Here is a 15,765-nt window from a genome sequence, read left to right on the forward strand (position 1 = left end):
ACAAACATGACAATTAGCACTCATAACGAACAATTATCTCCTTGGCCTTGGCAAGTTGCCCCGACTCAGGCGAGCTTTGAACAAGCGCAAATGGCTAAGCATTTAAAAGATTTAAGCCAACCTTGCTACCTGATTAATTCTCCTGAGCAAGGTTTAGGCGTGTCTAATCAGGCACAAGTTATTAATAATCAACAAGCCCCTGCTACAGCATCGCTGCCTGTTAGTGCATTTGCCCCCGCATTAGGTACCCAAAGTTTAGGTGACAGTAACTTCCGCCGTGTTCATGGGGTTAAATACGCTTATTATGCTGGCGCCATGGCTAACGGTATTTCATCAGAAGAGCTCGTTATCGCACTGGGTCAAGCGGGCATTTTATGCTCGTTCGGCGCTGCGGGACTCATTCCATCACGTGTTGAGCAAGCCATTAACCGCATTCAAGCAGCATTGCCAAATGGCCCATACATGTTTAATTTAATTCACAGCCCAAGTGAGCCAGCGCTAGAACGTGGCAGTGTTGAGCTGTTTTTAAAACATAAAGTGCGCACGGTAGAAGCTTCTGCATTTTTAGGTTTAACCCCGCAAATTGTTTATTACCGCGCCGCAGGATTAAGTCGTGACTCACACGGTGAAGTCGTCATTGCTAACAAGGTTATCGCTAAGGTCAGTCGCACAGAGGTAGCCAGTAAATTTATGCAACCAGCACCTGCAAAAATGCTGCAAAAGCTTGTTGATGAAGGCTTGATTACCCCAGAGCAAATGGAGCTCGCCCAATTAGTGCCAATGGCTGATGACGTGACTGCAGAAGCCGATTCTGGCGGCCATACTGATAACCGTCCGTTAGTCACGCTATTACCAACAATTTTGGCGCTTAAAGACAAAATTCAAGCACAGTACCAATATAAAACGCCTATTCGAGTCGGTTGTGGCGGCGGTGTCGGAACCCCTGATGCAGCACTAGCAACCTTTAATATGGGCGCAGCATACATTGTGACAGGCTCAATCAACCAAGCTTGTGTTGAAGCAGGCGCCAGTGAACACACGCGTAAACTACTTGCTACCACTGAAATGGCCGATGTCACCATGGCACCAGCTGCTGATATGTTCGAGATGGGCGTTAAGCTACAAGTGGTTAAGCGCGGTACGCTTTTTCCAATGCGTGCTAATAAGCTTTATGAGATTTACACTCGTTATGAGTCGATTGAAGCCATCCCTGCTGAAGAGCGTGAAAAGCTGGAAAAACAAGTCTTCCGCTCAAGCCTTGATGACATTTGGGCTGGCACAGTGGCGCACTTTAATGAACGCGATCCTAAACAAATCGAGCGCGCCGAAGGTAACCCTAAGCGTAAGATGGCGCTGATTTTCCGCTGGTACTTGGGCTTATCAAGTCGTTGGTCTAATTCTGGTGAAGCAGGCCGTGAAATGGATTACCAAATTTGGGCAGGTCCAGCACTAGGTGCGTTCAACGAATGGGCAAAAGGCAGCTATCTAGATGATTACCGTCAACGCCATGCAGTAGACTTAGCCAAGCACCTGATGCACGGTGCTGCCTATCAGGCTCGTGTTAATCTGCTCACAGCACAAGGCATTGTATTGCCGGTTTCAATGCAACGCTGGCAGCCACAAGATCAGATAAATTAATCAAGTGACTTGATTACCGAAACGAGCATTATGGGTTAACATAGGCTGTATCAACCGTTAAGTAACACACTAATGGCAGTGCAAATGCACTGCCATATACAAGGTAATTTGAATGAGCGATACTCAAAAAATCGATTTTTCAGTGATTAACGACACCACGCTTGCGTCGTTTAACCAACACAAAAATTTGATCAAGCGAATGATGAAAGGTAATAGTGCACAATGTAGTGAGTGCAAACAACCTTTGACACTTTTGCTGCCGCCCAATGACAAAAATGCCAAGCCTATTGATAAAGCACCGGGTATCTACTGCAAAAAAGGCTGTACTGACATTGAATTAGACGTTGAAGCAGTGGCTATGTTGAAGTAGAGCAAATACTGCTTAGCAATTTCACATGATGATTTAAGGCACCTATTTGAGGTGCTTTTTTATTGCTGATTATCAAGGCTGTTATCTGAAGTATTCCCCTAAGAAGTCGACAAAAACCCTTATACGCTTTGGCAGGAATTCACTATTCTTATAAAGCAGGTACATTGGCAGCTTCATAGCATTATATTGCTCAAACAGTCTAATTAGCTGCCCGGATTGTAACTCATTTTCTACCATCCAACTTGGCATGGCCGCAATACCTCGACCCAACTTTGCCATTTGCACCAGTAACTCTGGGCTATCACTCCTCATCTTCTCATGAACTTTCACAGTTAACGCTTCTTTCCCCAGATTAAAACGCCATATATTCGACGGATTAGATAACGAGTAAGTTAAACAATGGTGATTGATTAGTTCATTGGGATGTGTGATTTCAGGTTGTGTGGCTAAGTAATCAGGTGAAGCAAAGACAACGAGTTCATTGTCCATTAACCATTTAGCTCTTAAGCCTGAATCGTCCAAATAAGTTGCTCTAATAGCAATGTCGACGTCTTCATCAACCAAATCAACGAATTTATCGGACACAGAAATATCTACGGATATGTCTGGGTGAATTTTCATAAATTCATGCAGAGGTTTAGATAGCATCTTAATACTAAAAGCACTTGGCACAGATAACTTCAACTCCCCAGTAACAGAAACTTGTTCCAGTCGAAGCTGAGACTCAAATAAATCAAGTTCATCAGTAAGCTTTACTGCAATGCCTAAGTATTGCTCTCCGCCCTTAGTGAGATTAATTGCCCGAGTATGCCGGTGGAATAATGTCACTCCAACTTGCTTTTCTAACCAAGCTATTTTCTTGCTCACGGCACTTTGGGTTGTATTTAGCTCTATTGCAGTTGAAGTAAAGCTTTTATGGTGTGCCACCCGAATGAACACTTTAAGACATTCAAACTTATCCATATCCATTCCATTTTGGAATTATAGTTAGTCAAATTCTAGCCTTTTTCAACCCATATTAGAATGGTTAAATACACATATTCATTAGGGAGGCAACCATGTTAATTATTCAAAGTGTTTTAGTTTTTTTCTTCTTGTTTGCGAGTTCCATCAAGATGTTTGGCTGGATCAATAAGGTGTTCACGCTACAGTTAGCGTTCTTTAAACGATATGGACTTAATCGTACTGCAATGTTTATAGTTGGCGCAATGGAAGCATTTGGTGCTTTGATAATGTTATCGGGTATGTGCATACAAGAGCAATTGTTAATTGCTATAGGTGCGGGCTTTTTCATTTTGACATCTATTGGCGCAATGTACTTTCATTTTCGATTTGATACTTGGAAAGATGCAGTGCCATCAATCATAACATTTGGCTTATCTTTAGTAGTAGCTTTGCCATATATCAGCACAATAACTCACAGTTAAACCTGAAACTTCAGGCCTAGTTACAGAACTAACTAATTAAAAAATAAAAATTACTTAGTTTCGATTAATTAAGTATGACAATGATACCAATGGACTGCACAACTCAATTTTGTAGCATGTTACTTATTGACTTACACTCTTAATGTATAAATGTTTTAATGGCACTATCTCATACAAGTGCTCTATCACATTGACTAAAAGGAAGTGTCTGTAGTGAAGCCCGTTAATCAACCTGCCAATAGTGCACCAAAACCTAAAAAAGCATTTTTAAATAGTATTAACCATTTTCGAGGCATTGCGATTATCTTTATTGTGATGGCTCACTGCTATCGTCCAGCGGGTTGGCAGGTAGAAACACTGGCCGATAAAGCCTGGTTCAACTTAATGATGAATGGCACTGTGTTCTTTGTGTTTATTTCTGGCTTTTTATTTCATCACGTATTTTCCCACCGTTTGGATTATAGAAAGTACATGACAAACAAAACTAAGTTTGTTTTTCTCCCCTATTTATTGCTCTCTATTCCCTGGATTGTGTGGCATATCACAGCAGGTACAACGCCGCAGATGCACCTGAACTACACTGAACTAACACATCCCATGAGTATTGCGAATTGGTATGTCATCACGGGCAGAACGTTAACAGCATATTGGTACATCCCCATGGGAATGATGCTTTTTGCTCTCGCACCGTGGGTTATGCACCTACTAAAGAAACAACAATTACTATTAATAGCCATTCCGTTGTTTATTGCAGCCATGATCATCCACCGCCCGCTCGCCAACCTCAATGCCATTCAATCTTTGGTGTATTTTTTACCGGTATATTTGTTCGGAGTGTGGAGCAGCGAAAATAAAAATAAACTATTCCCGTTCATCAATAAGTACTGGCTGGCGATGCTCGTCACTGCAATTGCATTAGCTATCATTCAAGCCCACTATTTTGGCGCGGGAACACTCAATAAAGCGGCATTTGAGTTAACCGTACCTGACTTGATGTTGCCTCAGAAAATGTTACTGGCATTAGTCATATTGGCTATTTTGAATAAATTTGAACATGTGCAAATCAAACCGTTACAAAAACTAGCTGATGTCAGCTTTGCGATTTACTTTATTCACCCTTGGATCACAACGCCGTGGTGGATGATATTTGATAGCCCCGACTTACTTCATATGGACAACCAAGGAAACCTCATCAGCACTTTGTTAGTCACCTTTGTCGTCATTGCCATATCCTATGTTATTGCTATCACTATAAAGCGGCTGATGAATAAGCGCAGTCGGTATTTAATTGGTTGGTAAATGGTCGAGAAAATAGATATGTAAAGTACAAAAAAGCGCACTGTTGTGCGCTTTTTATTAGTATGAATCGTTCAATCAAAAATAATGAAGACTTAATGCATATAATCTAGTCTTTGCTTAAACCGTACTTGCGCATTTTTTCCACTAACGTAGTGCGGCGAATTCCCAGCATTTCTGCAGCACGGGCAACCACACTGTCTTGCTGATCTAAAGCTTGTCTGATCATGTCTATTTCAAGCTCTGCCAATAAATCTTTTAAGTTAACCCCTTCCGGTGGTAACTCTGTTGGGAAGCGACTTTCAGGTATTTCAATCGGTTCATCATCAGTGAAAATCGATGCTAATGCGTCTCGCTCAAGTTGCTCTTCACTTACCTCAACGCAGTACTCAGGGACATCAATATGTCTGTACTTAAGGGGCAAGTCATTCACATCAACTAAACCACCTGGGTATAGAATTGTGAGACGTTCAACTAAATTAGATAACTCTCGTACATTGCCTGACCAGGTATGTTCTTTTAATGATTCAATTGCACGTTGAGTAAAACGAACTTTGCCTCGTCCCTCATTAAATACGCGGCTGACCAACTCTTGCAGCAATAACGGAATGTCTTCATTACGTTCACTAAGGGTTGGCATATCGATTGGAAAAACATTTAAACGATAATATAAATCCTCACGGAACTCATTACGTTCAATCATGCCTTCTAATTCACGATGAGTAGCTGCAACGACACGCACATTAGTAGAAATGGTTTTAGTTCCACCAACACGTTCGAAAACACGTTCTTGCAGTACACGTAACAGCTTAACTTGCATTTGCAGCGGCATATCACCAATTTCATCAAGAAACAGCGTGCCACCTTCTGCTAACTCAAACCGGCCCTTACGTGAGGAAATCGCACCGGTAAATGATCCCTTTTCGTGACCAAATAGCTCACTTTCAAGTAACTCAGGCGGTATAGCGCCGCAGTTAACAGGGATAAACGGCCCATCTTTTCGCTCTGAAAGATAATGAATATTACGTGCTACAACCTCTTTACCCGTTCCTGATTGGCCTAAGATCAACACAGATGCATCTGATCCTGCTACTTGACTGATCAAATGACGCACATTGGCAATACCTTCACTACGACCAACTAAGCTTCGAAATAATTTGGTTTGATTTGCACTGACTGGTGTTTGAGTTTTCTTCGCTTGACCAAAAACTTGGCAGAAATGGAGAAGTTCAGTTAGTTGGCCATAATTTAATGGCTCTTCAATCGAGCCTAATATATTTGACGAGTTAACTAACTCACTGCCATACAAGAGAATTGGTTGCCAAGGGGCAATCAAAGACAGGTTTTTAATGGAATCTTTGTCAAAGACATCAGTAGAGATGACCACAGCACGGTATCGAGCTTCTTCCACCATTTCAAGTTGTTTTTCTGGAGAAACAATTTCGCACTGCTCACCTAGAAACTCAAAAATACAACAAAGACGGGAAATGCGCTCTGATGGAGTACCGACAACTAATATTTTTTGTTCTATTTGCATCATTCAGAAGGCCAAAACTCTATTATTCATAAGTTTTATCGAATCATTTTACGCGAATCATAATTCAATCAACAGTAATGTTAAGTCACAAAATGTGACCCTCAATCAAGAATATGGACTAATTTATTAATAATTGCCATTTTCTACAGGTAACGCCATGCACTGATAACTCTATAGAGTCATAAGTCACACACGGTGTCAGGACTAAATTCGACACTACAAATAGTGTATTATCACACTGCCATTGGCAAGCTTATTGCTCATTTTATCTAACAATATCTTTATTTTAGCCCATGACTGCTTAAATTATCTGCGACTTATTGTGTATTTAACTAGCCGTATAGCTTAAACACAAAAATGGCGCTAAAAAGCGCCATTAATATGTTAACAATTTGTCTAGCCTGCAGAGGATTCTGCACTGATATGATGCTTATCTGTAGGAATGGCATCCCATCCTTCTTTAATCGTTCTCAATACATCAGTAACATCATCAATTGCCTGAACATCATTATTCATATTTGCTTCAGCTAACTTCACCAGCATAAAGTCATAAAGCCTAGCTAGGTTTGACGAAATCTCACCACCCTCATCCATGTTTAGGCTATTGTTCAAACCATTAATCAATCCAATAGCCTTGCCAATGAATATGCCCTTCTTCTCGATATCGTTTTGTTCAATGAAGTATCGAGCTTGAGCTAACCTCTCGAGTGCACCTGTAAACATCATTTGAATTATACGATGTGGTGACGCTACTGAAATCTCATTCTCAACCGATACTTTTCGATAAGATTGTAAAGAACCTCTCATTCTACACCTACCTGTTTGACTCTATGCTTTTATAGACATTCATTTTTTGCTTATTTGACTTACGTACACTGAGTAAGTCTTGACGATGCTTTAATGCAACTGTCGCTTTAGCCAAAAATACTTGAGTAAGATCAATCTCTTTCTGTAAGTCATTGGCAATAATTGAATCATCATCAATGAACTGACTTACAAAAGTTTGACGCTTATTAACCATATCTAGCAAAGACTGTACCAAGTCATCAGATTTATCATCTTCTGCTGGTGAACTTTCAATATCAATTAAAAGCTTTTCTATTTCTACATTTAATTCTGCTAAGTTTTTCATAGATTATTTTTAGCTATTTGGCACAAGCCCTGGTAATGAATTCAATCTATCTGTCAGGCTGGCACTTTGTGCATTTAATTGAGCAACAACAAGGTCCATTGCATTAAACTGTTTCGTTAATCGAGCCTCTAATTGCTCCATTTTTAACGTAAATGCGTCTCGCTGTTCATCTAGTCTTTTTTCACTTTTTGTATAGCTATTATTACGGTCATCAATAAGGCCACCGGTTTTAGTATAATTATCGACCAGGTCATCGAATTTATTTGCTAAGCCCGTTGTTTCTGTAGCAAAAATAGCCTCTAGTTTATCCATATCATTCGCGATAATGTCATCGAGCTTGTCATCATCAATTGACAGCTTACCGTAGCGATCTGTAGTAATACCAAGCTCATAGAGTGCTGTATCACTACCATCTTCTAATTCAACTCTGTCACTGAGTACATTTCGGAACTGCGAATTAATAGAGCGAAGCATCGCATCACCCTGCAAAACTGATGCTGTTTCATTTTCAGTATCATACTTTGAAAGATTGTCCACCGTCGTAATGAGGGAGTTGTACGCATCAACAAAACCTTGAACTGTTTCCTTAACGGCAGCAGAATCTTGAGCAATAGTTAAAGTGGAGGTTTCATTGAGGTCAGCTTTGGTTAAATCTAACGTGACGCCAGTAATTGCACCTTGAACAGAATTTGTCTGTGAAGTGACTTGTTGTCCATCAATATGCACAATAGAATTCTGGGCAGGCTGAAGCTCGGCTAAATTAGTTCCATTGAACATATCATTTAAACCAGTACCTGAAGTATCGGTCGCAGCGACTGACACTTGACTATCAGTTCCTTCAATATCTGAGCTAAATACTAGACGGCTACCATTATCACCGGTGATGACGGTTGCAGTAACGCCAGAATTGTCATTGGCATTATTGATTTTATTTGCAATCGAATTGAGATCATCAGTTGCTTCAATATCAACACCGAAAGATTCAGAACCAACAGTAAAATCTAAGCGGCCTTCACCCACTGTTTGTTGCGCATCAGTTGTATAAGCCCCACCCACCTTATGAACTTTAGCGAGCTGTTCAACTTGGATACTATAGCTGCCATTTTGAGCAGATTTAGTAGTAGATGCAGTAAAGAATGGACTATCACCCGTTGTAACGGTTCGATGGTTAATTAAGTCAACATCTTGCAAATTTTTCAGCGCATCTTGAAAGCTAGACAAACTACTCTTCAATGTTCCCATAGCAGAAACTTGAGCCTTGATCGTTTGTTCAGTTTTATCAAAAATCGCTTCTTTAGGCACTTTTTCGGCATCAACTAATGCGTTCACAATTGCCGCAATATCAAGGCCAGAGCCAATACCGGGTGCTGATAATGCCATAAGTTACTCCTAAAGGTGTTTGCAAGATAATGCAAAATACTACTCAAAATATTAAGCAAGAATCAAACCATTAAAGACGGTTTAAGTCTACACTTCAATTTTCATTAAAATTCCTGAGACCTCACTCAATTTCTCAGCTAACTTGAGTGCTTCCTCACTAGGAATTTGTCTAATAACATCACCAGAGTCAATATCTTGAACCTTAATGACCTGTTGTCCGGAGTCTTTATCTACAGAAAATTTTAGGCCTTTTTGCATCATTGCCACCATTTCTGTCAAATCATCTGCAATTTGCTCAATTTCATCGTCATTTTTTTGTTGTTTATTTTTTTCCGACTCTGCAATATCTTTAACAGCTTGGATAGACGAACTGCGACTGATACTGACTTGACCATTATTGGCATCAGCAGCTAAAGGTTCTTGATTCAATGTCTTCTTCGTATGTTCAGATTGTGAAATAAACTGTGCTGTTTGGGTTTGATTAATTTCCATGTTCTACCTCACTCTCCAAAAAAACTATACTTTCCTTTATTGATAAAGCATTTATTCCATCTAATGCCAGCTATCAATCAGATATACATTAAAACGACAAAGGGAGATCCGTAATCGAACCTCCCTATCAACTTACCACTTTGTTCTAGTTTATCTCTAGATTATAGAAGCGATAACGCTACTTGTGGTAATTGATTCGCTTGAGCTAGCATTGCAGAACCTGTTTGTTGCAATACTTGGTTCTTAGTCATCTCAGATGTTTCTTTTGCGAAATCCACATCAACAATACGTGATTTAGCATCTGCAACGTTAGCTTGCGTATTTGCACTGTTACTGATGTTGTGAGATAAACGGTTTTGCGTTGCACCTAATGTTGCACGTTGACCGTCAATAGTACCGATTGCAGCATCGATTGCTGCGATAGCTGCAGCACCACCACCAGCAGCAGTTACGTCAAGTCCACTTACCGCAAGAGTGTTTGAATCAGTTGCAGTAATAGAAATACTTACGTTTTCGCCACCTTTGTGACCTACTTGGAAATCTTTACTTGTGTAACCACCACTTAGAAGCTTGGTGTCACCAAATGCAGTAGTGTTTGCAATTGCAGTGATTTCAGTGGCTAGCTCATCAATTTCAGCTTGGATTGCTGTTAAATCAGCTGTTGAGTTTGCACCGTTCACAGATTGAACTGAAAGGTCACGCATACGTTGAAGCATGTTTGTTTGCTCTTGCATTGCACCTTCAGCAATTTGCGCTACCGAGATAGCGTCATTCGCATTACGCATACCCACTTCTAAACCACGAACCTGAGAGTTCAGACGGTTAGAAATTGCAAGGCCTGCTGCATCATCTTTTGCACTGTTAATTCTTAGACCAGAAGATAGACGCTCCATAGAGGTGGCTAAAGCACTACCTGATGCGTTTAAGTTTTTCTGAGCTTTCATCGATGTGACGTTAGTATTTACTGTAATAGCCATAGTGTTTTCCTCTATAAATTACCTGACTTAATCTTTAAGCCTGTTTGCTTTGGCTTAGCAAGTCAGGCATTTCAAACTGGTTACAGTATATTTAACGGCCAAGGGCTATTTTGCTTTAGTTATTTTTAGCAAAAAAGATCATTTTTTTTATCAAAAATAAATAAATCATTTATTTACAGACAGTTATAAAGTGGGTGGGGTTGTGATTTTCATTAAAACACTAGAAATAAATGTATAAACAGAGGAAAAACAAAGCGAGGAACAATGAAAAATATAACGCAGCCTCTTAGCTAGTCATAAATGAATAGCAAAGAGGCCTGAGTCACGGTTTAGCCTACCCTAGTAGCGACAATGCCACTTGAGGCAATTGGTTTGCTTGCGCCAACATTGACGAACCAGTTTGTTGCAGTACTTGGTTTTTGGTCATTTCTGCCGTTTCTTTTGCAAAGTCGACATCAACAATACGTGATTTCGCATCAGCAACGTTGGCTTGGGTATTAGCACTGTTGCTAATGTTATGTGCTAAACGATTTTGCTTAGCACCAAGTTCTGCACGTTGACTATCAATTTCTACTATTGCAAGGTCAATTGCGGCAATTGCAGTAGCGCCACCGCCAGCTGCGGTAACATCCAGTGCACTCACACCCAATGTATTTGAATCTGTTGCACCTAGTGTAATACTAACATTTTCACCGCCTTTGTGACCCACTTGAAACTCTTTCGTTCCATAGCCACCACTTAGCAATTTAGTATCACCAAATGCAGTCGTTGATGCAATTGCAGTAATCTCTGTAGCTAACTCAGTGATTTCAGCTTGTATTGCGGCTAAGTCTGCTGTTGAGTTAGCACCATTTACTGATTGAATTGACAAATCACGCATACGTTGCAACATATTCGTTTGCTCTTGCATCGCACCTTCGGCAATTTGCGCTACCGAGATAGCGTCATTAGCATTTCGCATACCGACTTCAAGGCCTCGAACCTGAGAGTTTAATCGGTTAGAGATAGCTAGACCTGCCGCATCATCTTTTGCGCTGTTAATCCGTAAACCACTTGATAGACGTTCCATTGACGTCGCTAGCGCTTGACTTGAAGTATTCAAGTTTTTCTGCGCCTTCATTGATGTGACGTTAGTGTTAACTGTAATAGCCATATTAATTTCCTCATTCTTAGTTTTGTTGCCAAGACTGTGGAGCTTGGCCGAATTTTACTTTCGATCGTGTTACGTCGTTTGAATCCTTTCTAGCGGTATACTATTCGTGCCAACTAGATATAGTTAAACAAAGACAGTGAACCTATTTTGCCAAAGGTGCTTGATACTGCATTTAACGCAAGTTGCTGCTTTTCAAACTCAGTAATCGCTTCGGCATAATCTAAGTCTTCCAACATTGAGAGCGCACTGCTATTCACAACTTGCTCTTCTTCATGGTTGCTTGTGAAACTTTCCAGTGACTTCAAAGTATTACCGGCAGTTCCCCTCGCTGTACTGACTTGATTTTGACCACTATCTATATTATTCAAGAGCTGTGCCAACTTTGATGCGTTTTGCGGCGTTTCTGTTGCTTGAGGGTCTTCAAGGTAAGCAATAGCATCATTTAAAGATTGCAAAATACTCACAGACTCCTGTGGTTGCATGGTAAAGCTGTCGCCTGCAACAGGCGTGCCTTCAATGCTTACCTCAATACCACCAACTGTCACAGGGTTGGTTGGATCGAAATTAGGGATCGTTGTCGTGACACCATTAGGATCAATCACTTGAAGATCGATCACCCCCGCGTTATCTACAAAATTAAAAGTGTAATCACCTTCTATATGCGCCGTTTCATCGACTATTTTGGCGCTATTGACGAATAAATCTCCCTGCTGAGACGCTAAATAATTGACGCCATAATCACCAAGCGGGTTTGGCGCATTCATAAATACTGCATCACCAGGGACATTCGTTGGTAATGTCACGCCGCTTGCCACAATCGCTTCTCTGATATTACTGTTACCGCTATATACGATATTGCCATTGCTATCAAAATCGAACGGTTTGATATTGCTATCTGTGCCAGCAAAGATGTAATTTCCATCTGCATCTTGTGAATTGGCTATCGACATCAGCTCTTCAAGACTTTGTTTCATCTCTTCGGCAATCATTTGCCGCTCATTGGGGGCTAAACTGCCGTTTGCCCCTCTTTGTAATTGTTCACGCATTGATGAAATTAATGTTTCAGCGCTACCAATTTTGCCTTCTGTCACAGCTTGATGCTTGTAGGCGTAATCAATATTCTTCATATATTGATCCACAAGCGCATTTTTTTGCTTAAGGTTACCAATACCAACAGCAGCAACAGGGTCATCACCAGCTGTGTTGACTTTTTTACCACTAGCAAGTTGCTGCAATATTTTGTTAGTCGCCGATTGCTTTTGCAAAATACTCGTAGTGTTTTGTTGATATACCTGTCCGGTTGAAATTCTCATTGACTCATCTCCTATCTAACCGAACTTATCAAAGTGTCAAAAATGGTTTGTGCTGTAGTCATGATCCGAGCTGAAGCTTGATAAGACTGTTGGAAACGAATTAAATTTGACGCTTCTTCATCGAGGTTTACACCTGATTCAGATTGAACACGATTGTAAGCTTGCTGATAGATCGCATCAGCAGAAATGACTCTGGTTTCAGCGGCCTTGGTTTTATCACCTATTTGCATTTTTGTGTCTTCAAACACACCAGAGAAGGTACTACCGCCACCATTCATGGTTTTAGCTTCCGCAAGTTCTGCCATAGCAATGACGTTTTTGTTATCGCCTTCTGAGAAATTTAAGTCGAAGGTAAAGCGCTCAGCTGTCGCGCCTGAAGTGTTTTCAACATTGAAGTTCATACCAAAGGCATCGATTTGAGGTGGCGTGTAACTACCAGTACCTAATGACACACCATTAGCATCAAATGCTTCGTATGTATTACCTGCTGTATCAATTTCAAAAGTAATTGATGAGCCAACCCCTTGAAAACCTGGATGACTAGGGTCCATACCATTGAGTGACACAGTGGCATTTGAAGTGTTATTTTCATCGACGATAATATTAGGGCCAGCAGCAGCGATACCTTTAGGGTCAGTCATTTCAACGGCAATACCTGTGGCAGCTGATGCAGTTGGCCTGATTTCGAATCGATCGCCATCATTCATCGCACCAGCGTCAATATTAATAGTAAAACCATCCCCACCACTTAACTCACCAGGAGGTGTAAAAGTCAAAGGTGTCACGCTACCCGTTTTAGTATCGGTCAACTCATAGGTACTTGGCGCGGTAAACTTTAACTCATAGCTTGCGCCAGTTAGATTTGAAGCATCATCAATATTTACCGACAGTGCCGCATTACCAGTGTTAGTAGAGAATCCACCAGCACGACCAGCAGCCATAATAGGATCGTTAATATCTCTAAAAATGTTGCCGCCAACTTCACCATTTAAATCAAAACCTTTAGCCTGCATTTGATTAAAAGCATCACTTACACCTAAAGCGAGCTGGCCTAGCTCAAGACTCGCTGAGGTTAAACTTTCATCTCGGAATTCAAATAAAGCACCAATCTTGCCACCTAACTTACTCGGGTCAACCACAATACTTTTATCACCCGTACTTGCCGTTAACCTAGGTTCATTAGGAAATGGGTCTCCTGAAGTCGTGCCCATCTCCATGGCAACTTCACCAGATACCAACATGACTGAACCACCTAGCATCACCGATTTTGCACCCGATTCAAGTGGAATTACATTTACCTGAGCATACTCACTTAGCTCAACAAGCAAGGCATCTTGTTTATCAAGTAGTTGAGGATCTTGATTGGGGTTTTGCATTAACTCTTGGTTAATGGCAGCCAGCTCCTTACCAATTTCATTCATACGAGAAGCAACTGACTCAATCTCACCATTCACCTGCTTCATCTGGTTATCAAGCTGCTTTTGCATTTGATTAATGGCATTGGCTAACTCTTGAGCGGAGCCTAGTGTACTGTCACGAAAACCGAGGTCACCGGGTTGGTCCGCTAAACTATTTAAACTAGCAAAAAAGTTATTTAACCCATTGGGCACCATTTCACCAACATTAGAAAATAACTGATCTAAGCCACTCATTTTACTGTAGGTGGTTTCAGCGGCTCCCATGGATGTTTGACCAATGCGCAGCTCTCTCGCTGCAAACTCGTTATAGATCCGCTTAACATCAGAAACATAAGAACCCGAACCAAAGAACTTATTGTCTAGTAACTGAGAATCTAAACTGCGCTGCTCAGCCACTTGGCGGCTATAACCTGCTGTATTAACGTTAGCAATATTGTTACTGGTCACCGCGAGTTGCTGTTGCGATGAAGAAATCCCAGTCCGAGCAATATTTAATAAGTTCATTGACATTATTCACTCTCCCTTTGTACTAAGGGCTTGATGCTTTCAGTAACCGAGTTCATCACTCTTAATACCTTGTTGGCATATTGTGGGTCTGTGGCATAGCCTGCTTGTTGCAACGCATGAATAAATTTAGCTGGCGACGCTGCCACATCTCTGGCTTGTTGATAACGCTCGCTCTGACTAATGAAATCGACAAAGTCATTGAAGCTTTGCTCGATGCTGTCGTACACACGAAACTCTGCCTGTTGGCGTACAGCGACACCTTGTTCATATTCAAGTGTGCTCACTGTGGCTTTATCACCCTGCCAACGTCCATCCGCTTTGATATTAAATAAGTTGTTACTCATATCGCCATCAGGCTGTCTAATCACTTTTTGACCCCAGCCTGTTTCTAAGGCAGATTGCGCAATTAACACGTCAGGGGTTGTACCCAATGATTCAGCAGCTTTCTTGGCGTGAGGGTATAACACTGAAACAAAATGCTCTGGGCTTTCAAATTGACTTTCTTTAACAGAGACACGAGAGTCATGTGGCAAACTGTTGCCGACTTGAGAAGGCATCACTTTGCCAGCTAAGATCTGCTGCATATCATCTTTAGCTTGGTTAGCTTGAACTGCGGGCGTGTGTAAAATGTTATGTGATAAGGCAATCTCATCACCTTGTGCCAATGATGCAACATCTAATTTTGCTTGTTCAATATCTTGCTGTTGTAATGGCGATTGGCGTGAGGGCATCTGAAAACCTGAAAGTTTATCAATACTCATTTGAGCTTGAGCATTGTAATTATCACGCAACATCGAAGCGGGTTTTACATCACTATTTTGTGGGTCAAGTTGTTGCACCATCAACTCTGCAAGGCCAAGCATCCCTTTTTGTGATAAATCAACAGACATTTGCTGATCACGCATTTGCTCAAAAAATTCAGTTGTATCACTATTGAGTGGACTGTCTGACTTAAACGCTGCGTTGGCATCACGCATGCTTTTCATCAGCATTTGAATAAAGATACCTTCAAACTGCTTTGCTGCTTGCTCAAGTGCCCCCTTCTCATCTTTCTGAGCCTGGGTACGTAATGAATCTAGTCCCCCCAGATCCAAAAAGTTTGATGAATTTGACAACTTTTCCATA

15 protein-coding genes are annotated in these 15,765 nt (G+C 41.0%); 4 read left to right on the forward strand and 11 right to left on the reverse strand.

Annotated elements, in window-relative coordinates:
* Nucleotides 1–6 precede the first annotated feature (6 nt).
* Complete coding sequence (gene pfaD / locus ACHUGF_RS00420; RefSeq protein WP_394128794.1) at nt 7–1,638, forward strand: eicosapentaenoate synthase subunit PfaD; 1,632 nt, start codon at nt 7–9, stop codon at nt 1,636–1,638.
* 112 nt (nt 1,639–1,750) lie between these two features.
* Entirely contained in the window at nt 1,751–2,008 is a 258-nt protein-coding gene (locus ACHUGF_RS00425; protein ID WP_394128795.1) for a hypothetical protein, read from the forward strand.
* 81 nt (nt 2,009–2,089) lie between these two features.
* Here ACHUGF_RS00425 and ACHUGF_RS00430 read toward each other — a convergent pair whose 3' ends face one another.
* Complete coding sequence (locus tag ACHUGF_RS00430; protein WP_394128796.1) at nt 2,090–2,971, reverse strand: LysR family transcriptional regulator; 882 nt, start codon at nt 2,969–2,971, stop codon at nt 2,090–2,092.
* A gap of 95 nt (nt 2,972–3,066) precedes the next feature.
* Here ACHUGF_RS00430 and ACHUGF_RS00435 point away from each other — a divergent pair, with 95 nt between their 5' ends.
* Both ACHUGF_RS00435 and ACHUGF_RS00440 read left to right on the forward strand, forming a co-directional pair.
* Nucleotides 3,067–3,435, forward strand: a complete 369-nt coding sequence (locus ACHUGF_RS00435; RefSeq protein WP_394128797.1) for a DoxX family protein — start codon at nt 3,067–3,069, stop codon at nt 3,433–3,435.
* A 213-nt stretch (nt 3,436–3,648) separates the two neighbouring features.
* The gene (locus tag ACHUGF_RS00440) at nt 3,649–4,734 is read left to right on the forward strand and encodes an acyltransferase family protein (protein WP_394128798.1); all 1,086 of its coding nucleotides are present in this window, start codon (nt 3,649–3,651) and stop codon (nt 4,732–4,734) included.
* A 106-nt stretch (nt 4,735–4,840) separates the two neighbouring features.
* Here the strand turns inward: ACHUGF_RS00440 and ACHUGF_RS00445 are convergent, their stop codons facing one another.
* From ACHUGF_RS00445 to flgJ, 10 genes are all read right to left on the reverse strand, one after another.
* Entirely contained in the window at nt 4,841–6,271 is a 1,431-nt protein-coding gene (locus ACHUGF_RS00445) for a sigma-54 interaction domain-containing protein (protein ID WP_394128799.1), read from the reverse strand.
* A gap of 393 nt (nt 6,272–6,664) precedes the next feature.
* The gene (gene fliS / locus ACHUGF_RS00450; protein ID WP_394128800.1) at nt 6,665–7,075 is read right to left on the reverse strand and encodes a flagellar export chaperone FliS; all 411 of its coding nucleotides are present in this window, start codon (nt 7,073–7,075) and stop codon (nt 6,665–6,667) included.
* A gap of 7 nt (nt 7,076–7,082) precedes the next feature.
* Entirely contained in the window at nt 7,083–7,400 is a 318-nt protein-coding gene (locus ACHUGF_RS00455) for a hypothetical protein (RefSeq protein WP_394128801.1), read from the reverse strand.
* A gap of 9 nt (nt 7,401–7,409) precedes the next feature.
* Entirely contained in the window at nt 7,410–8,780 is a 1,371-nt protein-coding gene (gene fliD / locus ACHUGF_RS00460; RefSeq protein WP_394128802.1) for a flagellar filament capping protein FliD, read from the reverse strand.
* Between the two features lie 87 nt (nt 8,781–8,867).
* Nucleotides 8,868–9,272, reverse strand: a complete 405-nt coding sequence (locus ACHUGF_RS00465) for a flagellar protein FlaG (RefSeq protein WP_394128803.1) — start codon at nt 9,270–9,272, stop codon at nt 8,868–8,870.
* 161 nt (nt 9,273–9,433) lie between these two features.
* Nucleotides 9,434–10,249 carry a flagellin N-terminal helical domain-containing protein gene (locus ACHUGF_RS00470; RefSeq protein WP_394128804.1) on the reverse strand — a complete coding sequence of 272 codons (816 nt, stop codon included), beginning with the start codon at nt 10,247–10,249 and terminating at the stop codon, nt 9,434–9,436.
* Nucleotides 10,250–10,583: 334 nt separating this feature from the next.
* The gene (locus ACHUGF_RS00475; RefSeq protein WP_394128805.1) at nt 10,584–11,402 is read right to left on the reverse strand and encodes a flagellin N-terminal helical domain-containing protein; all 819 of its coding nucleotides are present in this window, start codon (nt 11,400–11,402) and stop codon (nt 10,584–10,586) included.
* Between the two features lie 113 nt (nt 11,403–11,515).
* Nucleotides 11,516–12,715: a flagellar hook-associated protein FlgL gene (gene flgL / locus ACHUGF_RS00480; protein WP_394128806.1), complete on the reverse strand. Its 1,200-nt coding sequence runs from the start codon at nt 12,713–12,715 to the stop codon at nt 11,516–11,518.
* A gap of 11 nt (nt 12,716–12,726) precedes the next feature.
* Nucleotides 12,727–14,643, reverse strand: a complete 1,917-nt coding sequence (gene flgK, locus ACHUGF_RS00485) for a flagellar hook-associated protein FlgK (RefSeq protein ID WP_394128807.1) — start codon at nt 14,641–14,643, stop codon at nt 12,727–12,729.
* Nucleotides 14,643–15,764, reverse strand: coding sequence for a flagellar assembly peptidoglycan hydrolase FlgJ (gene flgJ, locus ACHUGF_RS00490; RefSeq protein WP_394128808.1), 1,122 nt, complete (start codon nt 15,762–15,764; stop codon nt 14,643–14,645). The genes flgK and flgJ overlap by 1 nt, the downstream gene beginning before the upstream one ends.
* Between the last annotated feature and the right edge of the window lies 1 nt (nt 15,765).

The organism is Shewanella maritima (genome assembly GCF_043643735.1).
Lineage (GTDB): Bacteria > Pseudomonadota > Gammaproteobacteria > Enterobacterales > Shewanellaceae > Shewanella > Shewanella maritima_A.

What these genes read in the sequence shown, in the direction of transcription:
- pfaD (WP_394128794.1), top strand. Translation starts at nt 7, where the DNA reads ATGACAATTAGCACTCATAACGAACAATTATCTCCTTGGCCTTGGCAA.
- ACHUGF_RS00425 (WP_394128795.1), top strand. Translation starts at nt 1,751, where the DNA reads ATGAGCGATACTCAAAAAATCGATTTTTCAGTGATTAACGACACCACG.
- ACHUGF_RS00430 (WP_394128796.1), bottom strand. Translation starts at nt 2,971, where the DNA reads ATGGATAAGTTTGAATGTCTTAAAGTGTTCATTCGGGTGGCACACCAT.
- ACHUGF_RS00435 (WP_394128797.1), top strand. Translation starts at nt 3,067, where the DNA reads ATGTTAATTATTCAAAGTGTTTTAGTTTTTTTCTTCTTGTTTGCGAGT.
- ACHUGF_RS00445 (WP_394128799.1), bottom strand. Translation starts at nt 6,271, where the DNA reads ATGATGCAAATAGAACAAAAAATATTAGTTGTCGGTACTCCATCAGAG.
- fliS (WP_394128800.1), bottom strand. Translation starts at nt 7,075, where the DNA reads ATGAGAGGTTCTTTACAATCTTATCGAAAAGTATCGGTTGAGAATGAG.
- ACHUGF_RS00455 (WP_394128801.1), bottom strand. Translation starts at nt 7,400, where the DNA reads ATGAAAAACTTAGCAGAATTAAATGTAGAAATAGAAAAGCTTTTAATT.
- fliD (WP_394128802.1), bottom strand. Translation starts at nt 8,780, where the DNA reads ATGGCATTATCAGCACCCGGTATTGGCTCTGGCCTTGATATTGCGGCA.
- ACHUGF_RS00465 (WP_394128803.1), bottom strand. Translation starts at nt 9,272, where the DNA reads ATGGAAATTAATCAAACCCAAACAGCACAGTTTATTTCACAATCTGAA.
- ACHUGF_RS00470 (WP_394128804.1), bottom strand. Translation starts at nt 10,249, where the DNA reads ATGGCTATTACAGTAAATACTAACGTCACATCGATGAAAGCTCAGAAA.
- ACHUGF_RS00475 (WP_394128805.1), bottom strand. Translation starts at nt 11,402, where the DNA reads ATGGCTATTACAGTTAACACTAACGTCACATCAATGAAGGCGCAGAAA.
- flgL (WP_394128806.1), bottom strand. Translation starts at nt 12,715, where the DNA reads ATGAGAATTTCAACCGGACAGGTATATCAACAAAACACTACGAGTATT.
- flgK (WP_394128807.1), bottom strand. Translation starts at nt 14,643, where the DNA reads ATGTCAATGAACTTATTAAATATTGCTCGGACTGGGATTTCTTCATCG.
- flgJ (WP_394128808.1), bottom strand. Translation starts at nt 15,764, where the DNA reads ATGGAAAAGTTGTCAAATTCATCAAACTTTTTGGATCTGGGGGGACTA.